Raw genomic sequence first — 7754 nt, 5'->3', positions numbered from 1 at the left:
ACTGCCGACGGACGTCGCGAAAGCCACTTTCGCGACGTTGAAGGTTGCGAAAGTGGCTTTCGCGACATCGTCCAGCCGGGCTGATCTCCGGCCCGCTGAGGCTTACCATCGGCGAGTGACCGTCGAATCGCCCGAGAAACTGGCCGAAGCCCTCGAAACGGTCGGCTATCTCGCCGACGACGGCATCGCCACGGCCGGGTTCCTCGCCGTGGCGCTCGGCCGCCCGTTGTTCTGCGAGGGCGAACCGGGTACCGGCAAGACCTCGCTCGCACTGGGACTGGCCGAAGCGCTCGACCTGCCGCTCATCCGGCTCCAGTGTCACGAGGGGATCGACGCGGCGCAGGCACTGTACGAATGGGACTTCCCCCGTCAGCTGCTGCATCTGCGGGCGCTGGAAGCCGCCGGTGACGGCGGCCTCGACGTCGAGGCCGCCGAACAGTCCCTCTACACCGAACGTTTCCTGCTCTCCCGGCCGCTGCTGAAGGCGTTGCAGACCGCGCCGTGTGTCCTGCTGGTCGACGAGATCGACCGGGCCGACGACGAGTTCGAAGCCTTCCTTCTGCAACTCCTCGACGAGAACGCGGTGACGATCCCCGAGTTCGGCGAGGTGCGCGCCGAGCATCCGCCGCTCGTGGTGCTCACCTCCAACCGGACGAGGGAGGTGCACGACGCGCTGAAGCGCCGCTGTCTCTATCACTGGCTCGAACATCCCGACCTGGGCCGCGAGGTCGAGATCCTGCGCCGCAAAATCCCGCGTCTCGGCGAGGCGCTGGCGGCCCAGGTCGCGACCGCGGTGCACCGGCTCCGCGCGATGGAGTTGCTGAAACCGCCCGGGGTGGCGGAATCCCTGGACTGGGCTCAGGCGCTCCTCGCGCTCGGGATGTCCGAATTGGACGCCGCGGCCGCCGCCCGCACCCTCGGTTCGGTGCTCAAGTACAGCGAAGACCTGGACCGGGTCCGGGCCAAACTGGACAAACTGCTCGCCTGAGGGGTCAGCGGCGCCGCAGCGACGCGTCGAGCAGCGCGGGCGGGGTGTCGTGTTTCTCCTCCGGGGCGAGGTCGGTGCCCGGGGCGACGATCTCGTCGATCGCGTCGAGTACGTCGGACGGCAGCACCGTGTCCGCCGCGGCGAGCTGCGACTCGAGGTGCTCCAGCGTGCGGGGCCCGATGATCGCGCTCGTCACCCCCGGATGCGCGACGACGAAGCCGAGCGCGAGCTGGATCAGGCTCAGCCCGGCCTGATCGGCGACCTTGACCAGCCGTTCGACCGCCTCCAGCCGCGTCCGGTTGGCCTGCCGGGTCAGGTCGAAACGCTGTGGCAGGACGGCCGAGCGGTTCGTGCCGATCTCGCGTCCTTCCCGGACCGCGCCGGACAGCCAGCCGGACGCGAGCGGGCTCCACGCCAGCACACCCATCCCGTGCTCCTCGGTCACCGGCAGCACATGCGTTTCGATCCCGCGCTGCAGGATCGAGTAGCTCGGCTGCTCCGTGACGTACCGGCCCAGCCGGTGTTCGCGAGCGGCCCACTGCGCCTGCACGATGCGATACGCGGGGAAGGTCGACGAACCGAAGTAGCGGATCTTCCCCGCCCGCCGCAGATCCGTCAGCGCGGAAAGGGTTTCCTCGTCGCTGGTCCTCGGGTCCCAGCGATGGACCTGGTAGAGATCGACGTGGTCGACCCCGAGGCGGCGCAGGCTGTTGTCCAGTTCGGTGACCAGCCAGCGACGTGAGGCGCCCTGGTGGTTGCGCTCCTCGCCCATCGGCATGCTCGCCTTCGTGGCGAGCACGATGTCTTCGCGGCGGCCGGCGATGGCCTTCCCGACCATCTTCTCCGACTCGCCGGCGCTGTACATGTCGGCGGTGTCGATGAGATTGACGCCGCCCGCCAGCGCGGCGTCGACGATGGCGGTGGCCTCGTCCTGGGTGGTGCGCCCGATCGCGCCGAAGTTCATCGCGCCCAGCGCGAGAGTGCTGACCTGGACACCGGTCCTGCCCAAGGTGCGGTACTGCATGACGATGTCCTCCATGGCAAGATAAGCAAGCGGAACGTTGCTCCGCTAACGATACGGAGCACTGTTCCGTTTGGCAACCTCGGGAGGAGCGCGTGATGAGTGACGAGGGCACGAAGGCCAAACGCGCCGACGCCCGCCGCAACGAGAAGACCTTGCTCGACGCCGCCGCGGCAGTCTTCGTCACCTCGGGCGTCGAGGCGCCGGTCCGCGACATCGCGGCCAAGGCCGGCGTCGGGATGGGCACGATCTACCGGCATTTCCCGACCAGGGCCGACCTGATCATCGCCGTCTACCGGCACCAGGTCGACGCGTGCGCCGAAGCCGGACCGGAACTGCTCGCGTCGAGCGATTCCCCGTACGAGGCGGTGAAGCGCTGGATCGACCTGTTCGTCGATTTCCTGGTCACCAAACACGGTCTGGCGGCGGTGCTGCAGTCGGACAACGCCGGATTCGAGACGTTGCACACCTACTTCCTCGACACCCTCCTGCCGGTGTGCGCCCGCTTGCTCGACGCGGCGGCGGAGGCGGGCGAGATCCGCTCCGACCTGGAGGCGCTCGAAGTCATGCGCGGCGTCGGAAACCTCTGCATCGGCGCCGAAAGCGATCCGCGCTACAACGCGCGCAAGATGGTCGAGGTCCTCATCGCCGGCCTCAGGACCTAGGTCCTCTTCGGAGCCGAATACGTGGCGACCGCCCGACGGGGGCGCTACAACTCGGATATGGAACGTACACGGTGTTGTGTGGTGGGGGGCGGTCCGGCGGGGATGGTGCTCGGACTCCTGTTGGCCAGGGCCGGGGTCGAGGTCACCGTTCTCGAAAAGCACAAGGACTTCTTCCGCGATTTCCGCGGTGACACGGTGCATCCGCCGACGTTGATGCTGCTCGACGAACTCGGGCTCGGTGACCGGTTCGCGGAACTCCCGTCGAAACGGCTGGAGAAGATGCGGATGCTGATCGGCGACGCGACGATCGTCGCCGCCGATTTCAGCCGGATCCCCGGGCCGCACAAGTACATCGCGATGGTCCCGCAGTGGGATTTTCTGAACCTGCTCGCCGAAGCGGCCGCCGCCGAACCGGCGTTCACCCTGCGGATGGGGGCGGAGGTGATCGGTCTCCGCGAGGGCGGCGGGGTGCGTTACCGCGATTCCGAAGGCGTGGAACGGGACTTGGCCGCGACGCTCGTGGTCGGCTGCGACGGCCGGGATTCCCTGGTGCGCGCGGAAGCGGGGCTCGTACCGGACGAGTACGACGTGCCGATGGACGTGTGGTGGGTCCGCGTGCCCAAATTCGAGGAGACGGGTGAAACGGCCGAGGTCTTCGGTTGTTTCGCGAACGGCCTCGCCGGGATGACGATGGACCGCGGCGACTACTACCAGACTTCGTACCTGATCAGGAAGGGACAGGACGAGGCGCTGCGTGCCGAGGGCATCGAGAAGTTCCGCGAACGGATCGGCGGCCTGTTCGGCTGGGGAGAGCGCGAACTCGCCGAGATCCGCGATTGGGACGACGTCAAACTGCTGAAGGTCCGGATGTCCAAGCTCCCGCACTGGTACTCCGAGCGGGTGCTCTGCATCGGTGACGCCGCGCACGCGATGTCGCCCGCCGGCGGGATGGGCGTCAACGTCGCGATCCAGGACGCCGTGGCGGCCGCGAGGATCCTCGCCGCCCCGCTGCTGCGCGGCACGCTGACCGCGCGGGACCTGGGCCGGGTACAGCGCCGCCGGAACTTCGCCGTCACCCTGATCCAGACGCAGCAACTGGGGGAGCACAAGATGCTCATCGAGCCCGCCCTCGACGGGACGCTGAACGAGCGCACCGTCCCCCTGATCCTCCGGATGTCGGACCGGTTCCCGCAGCTCACCGCCCTCGCGGCCTTCTTGGGCGGCGTAGGCCCCCTGCGCGAGAAGACCCCGGCCTTCGCCCGCCGCTGACCCGCGTTTCGTCCTCTGGATGCGGTCCTTGCACGCGCAAGAACCGCATCCAGAGGACGAAACGCGCGCACAATGGAGGGGTGAGCGATCCACTGGCGGGCTTCGTCGGCTTCGCGGAGGCATTGCGCGAAGCCGGTCTGCCGTGCGACGCGCACCGGGTGCGGGCGTATCTCGACGCCGTCGGCGCGATCGACCTGGCCGATCCGGAACAGCTGTACTGGGCCGGACGGCTGACGCTGTGCGCGGACCCCGACGACATCCCGCGCTACGACGCCGCGTTCGACGGCTGGTTCACCGAACAGGAAGCCGGACCACGGCGGCGAGGCCGCGAGGCGGCTCCGAAGCGCGCCAGGATCGCGACGCTCGCGCACGCGGGCCAGGGCGAATCCGGCGCGGAGCCCGACGAACTCCGCGTGGCGGCGAGCGAGGAAGAGATCCTGCGACACCGAGACCTCGCCGAACTGAGCGTCGCCGAACGCGCCCACCTGCGGGAACTGCTCGCGAAGCTGCGCCCGGCGCTCCCGCCACGGTCGTCGCCGCGCCGTCGGGCCGCCCGCCGGGGCGCTCTCGACCCGTCGCGCACGCTCCGGGCGATGCTGGCCGGAGGCGGCGAGCCCGTACGCCTGGCGTATCGGCGGCGGAGCACCAAACCACGCCGCCTCGTCCTCCTGATCGACGTTTCCGGCTCGATGGGGCCGTACGCCGACGCGCTGCTGCGGTTCGCGCATGTCGTCGCCCGGCGCGCTCCCGGCCGGGTCGAGGTGTTCACGCTGGGCACCCGGCTCACCAGGGTCTCCCGCCAGCTCCGGCTGCGCGATCCGGAGCACGCGATGCTCGCCGCGGCCGCCGCGGTCCCCGATTTCGCGGGCGGGACCCGGCTCGGCGAGACCCTCCGGGCGTTCCTCGACCGGTGGGGACAACGGGGTGTGGCCAGGCGATCCGTGGTCACCGTGTTCTCCGACGGCTGGGAACGGGGAGACACCGCCCTGCTCGGCGAGCAGCTCGCCAGGCTGCGGCGGCTCGCGCACGTCGTATTCTGGGTGAATCCGCACGCGGGGCGCGCTGGTTACGCTCCCGTGCAGTCCGGCATCGTGGCCGCGCTCCCGTACCTCGATCGGCTGCTCGCCGGGCACAGTTTGGCCACATTGGAACGACTTCTGGTGGAGATCGCCGATGCGTGACGTACTGGACGAATTGCACCGCCGCTGGGCGGCAGGCGAGACGGTGGGGGTCGGCACGGTGGTGGCGACGTTCTCGTCGGCGCCGCGGAGCCCCGGCGCGGCGATGCTCGTCGCCCCGGACGGCACGGTCACCGGCAGCGTCTCCGGCGGCTGTGTCGAGGGCGCCGTCTACGAACTCGCGCGGCAGGTGGTCGCCGAACGCGCACCCGTGCTGCAGCGCTACGGCGTCTCCGACGACGACGCGTTCGCCGTCGGGCTGACCTGCGGCGGGATCATCGACATCTACGTCCAGCACGTCGACCGCGAGTCGATGCCGGAGCTCGGCGACGTCGTCGAATCTGTCCACAGTGGACAGCCGGTCGCCGTGGTCACGGTGATCGAGCACGACCGGGAGGGCATGGTCGGCGAGCATCTGATCGTCTGGCCGGATCGCGTCGCCGGTTCGCTCGGTTCGTCGCGGATGGACGACGCGGTCGTCGACGACGCGCGCGGCATGCTCGCCGGCGGCCGCACCGGCACCCTGCACTACGGGCCGGACGGGCAGCGCCGCGGCGAGGGCATGACGGTCTTCGTCAACTCCTTCGAGCCGCCCGCGCGCCTGCTGGTCTTCGGCGCGATCGACTTCGCGGCCGCGATGGCGAAGATGGGCGCGTACCTCGGCTACCAGGTCACGGTCTGCGACGCGCGGCCCGTGTTCGCGACGAAGAGCCGCTTCCCCGACGCGCACGAGGTCGTCGTCGACTGGCCGCATCGTTACCTCAAGGCGGAAGCCGACGCGGGCCGGGTCGACGGCCGTACCGCGATCGCCGTGCTCACCCACGACCCGAAGTTCGACGTGCCGCTGCTGGAGGTCGCGTTGCGCCTCGACGTCGGTTACGTCGGCGCGATGGGCTCGCGCAAGACCCACGACGACCGGTTCGCGCGGCTGCGCGAAGCCGGGGTCACCGAGGCGGAGCTCGAACGGCTGTCTTCGCCGATCGGTCTCGATCTCGGCGCGCGGACCCCGGAGGAGACCGCGGTGTCGATCGCGGCGGAGATCATCGCGCTGCGCTGGAGCGGCTCGGGATCGCGGCTCGCCGAGCTCAGCGGCCGGATCCACGGCTGACGCCGGGCACCGGCACCGCCTGGCTCGACTTGATCACCTCGAAGGCGGGCAGGGTTTCGAATCGTTTGACGTGCTTGTCGAACAGCCGTCTCGACAGGTGCCGGTTCGCCTTGAGATCCGGGGTGAGCAGGACGACGACGTAGTCCCACTGCCCGACGATGCTGTAGCAGTGCTGGACACGGGGCTCGGCCAGCATGCGCTCGCGGAAGCCCGTGTGGTGCCTTTCGTCGTCGTCGATCAGGGCGACCAGGACGACCGACGTCATCCCCGCGCCGAGCGTCTCCGGATCGAGGACGGCGACCTCGGCGCGGATCACCCCCGCGGCCCGCAAACGGGTCAGCCGCCGCTGGACCGCGCTGGGGGAGAGGCCGACGGCGTCGCCCAAGTCGTGCAGGGGGCGGGTGGCGTCGGCCTGGACGAGGTCGAGCAGCAGATGGTCGATCTCGTCGAGAGGCACGCAAGATTTTTGCACGCGGGCGGGAAAATTTACAATCGGCATGATCGGCTTCCGGCCTAGCTTGGGCCTCATGACCGACATCGACCTGCAGCTGGACCACGTCGCCGAGGCGGCGAAGGTGATCGATCCCGTTTTCCTCAACTCCCCGCAGTACAGCGACGAACAGCTGAACGACCGGCTCGGGCGGCACGTGCTGGTGAAGGTCGAAACGCTGAATCCGTTGCGCAGTTTCAAAGGCCGCGGCGCGGACTACTTCGCCGCCGGACTGGAGCCGGGCACCACGATGGTGTGCGCGACCAGTGGCAACTTCGGGCAGGCCGTCGCGTTCGCCGCCCGGAAGCGGGGTCTGCGGGCCGAAGTGTTCGTCCCGGCCGGGATCTCCCCGGTCAAGCTGCGGCGGATGAAGACACTGGGCGCGCGGGTGCGCCGGGTCGAGGGGGAGGCGAAGGACGCCGCGTCCGCCTTCGCCGCGGAAGCCCCGGACCGGGTCTTCGTGGTCGACGGACGTGAACCCGCGATCTCCGAAGGGGCGGGCACGATCGGCCTGGAACTGGCGGAGGCGGGCGAGATCGACACGGTCGTGCTCCCGGTCGGGGACGGCGCGCTGATCGCCGGCGTCGCGCTCTGGCTCAAGGCGCATATCCCGGACGTCCGGATCGTCGGTGTCGGAACCACGTCGGCGCCCGCCATGGCGAAGAGCTGGCTGGCGGGCGAGCCGGTCACCGTCGACCGGGCCAACTGGTTCGCCGGCGGGATTTCGATCCGCACCCCGGAGCCCGAGTCGGTCCGGCGGATGCGGTCGCTCGTGGACGACTTCGTCCTGGTCGAGGACGACGATCTGCGGGCGGCCATGCGGCTGGGCGCGGAAACCCTCGGCGTCCTGCCCGAACCCGCCGGCGCCGCCGGCCTGGCCGCGCTGACCGTGCACGGCATCCCGGGTGACCGCGTCGCCACCGTGATCACCGGTGCGAACGCCACCTGGCCTCGTGAGTGGCAAGGATGGTTGTTAGATAGTATTGCGCCAAACAGTTGGGTTTGATCCCCCCCGCGGGGGTGTGTTGTTGCCCC

8 protein-coding genes are annotated in these 7754 nt (G+C 69.7%); 6 read left to right on the top strand and 2 right to left on the bottom strand.

Translation table 11 applies throughout. The features are described from left to right. The first annotated feature begins 115 nt into the window (after positions 1 to 115). Positions 116 to 988: an AAA family ATPase gene (locus ACFWIW_RS13345; protein WP_378368670.1), complete on the top strand. Its 873-nt coding sequence runs from the start codon at positions 116 to 118 to the stop codon at positions 986 to 988. Between the two features lie 4 nt (positions 989 to 992). Here ACFWIW_RS13345 and ACFWIW_RS13340 read toward each other — a convergent pair whose 3' ends face one another. Next, positions 993 to 2012 carry an aldo/keto reductase gene (locus tag ACFWIW_RS13340; protein WP_378368747.1) on the bottom strand — a complete coding sequence of 340 codons (1020 nt, stop codon included), beginning with the start codon at positions 2010 to 2012 and terminating at the stop codon, positions 993 to 995. A gap of 95 nt (positions 2013 to 2107) precedes the next feature. Between ACFWIW_RS13340 and ACFWIW_RS13335 the strand changes: the two genes are divergently transcribed. The 4 genes from ACFWIW_RS13335 to ACFWIW_RS13320 all read left to right on the top strand — a co-directional run bounded on the left by ACFWIW_RS13335 (position 2108) and on the right by ACFWIW_RS13320 (position 6229). After that, complete coding sequence (locus ACFWIW_RS13335) at positions 2108 to 2674, top strand: TetR/AcrR family transcriptional regulator (protein ID WP_378368669.1); 567 nt, start codon at positions 2108 to 2110, stop codon at positions 2672 to 2674. A 57-nt stretch (positions 2675 to 2731) separates the two neighbouring features. Next, positions 2732 to 3943 carry an FAD-dependent oxidoreductase gene (locus ACFWIW_RS13330; protein ID WP_378368668.1) on the top strand — a complete coding sequence of 404 codons (1212 nt, stop codon included), beginning with the start codon at positions 2732 to 2734 and terminating at the stop codon, positions 3941 to 3943. An 80-nt stretch (positions 3944 to 4023) separates the two neighbouring features. Continuing rightward, positions 4024 to 5124: a VWA domain-containing protein gene (locus tag ACFWIW_RS13325; RefSeq protein ID WP_378368667.1), complete on the top strand. Its 1101-nt coding sequence runs from the start codon at positions 4024 to 4026 to the stop codon at positions 5122 to 5124. Beyond that, positions 5117 to 6229, top strand: coding sequence for an XdhC family protein (locus tag ACFWIW_RS13320; protein WP_378368666.1), 1113 nt, complete (start codon positions 5117 to 5119; stop codon positions 6227 to 6229). Before ACFWIW_RS13325 ends, ACFWIW_RS13320 begins: the two co-directional genes overlap by 8 nt. On the opposite strand, the gene ACFWIW_RS13315 is transcribed toward ACFWIW_RS13320, so the two are convergent. Then, complete coding sequence (locus tag ACFWIW_RS13315) at positions 6207 to 6686, bottom strand: Lrp/AsnC family transcriptional regulator (RefSeq protein WP_378368665.1); 480 nt, start codon at positions 6684 to 6686, stop codon at positions 6207 to 6209. The two genes, ACFWIW_RS13320 and ACFWIW_RS13315, sit on opposite strands and share 23 nt — an antisense overlap. A 70-nt stretch (positions 6687 to 6756) precedes the next feature. Between ACFWIW_RS13315 and ACFWIW_RS13310 the strand changes: the two genes are divergently transcribed. Then, entirely contained in the window at positions 6757 to 7725 is a 969-nt protein-coding gene (locus tag ACFWIW_RS13310) for a threonine/serine dehydratase (protein WP_378368664.1), read from the top strand. Positions 7726 to 7754: the final 29 nt, after the last annotated feature.

The organism is Amycolatopsis sp. NPDC058340 (assembly GCF_042723975.1).
GTDB lineage: Bacteria > Actinomycetota > Actinomycetes > Mycobacteriales > Pseudonocardiaceae > Amycolatopsis.
The sequence above is the reverse complement of the archived record's forward strand: the minus strand, read 5'-3'. Positions and strand labels throughout refer to the sequence as shown.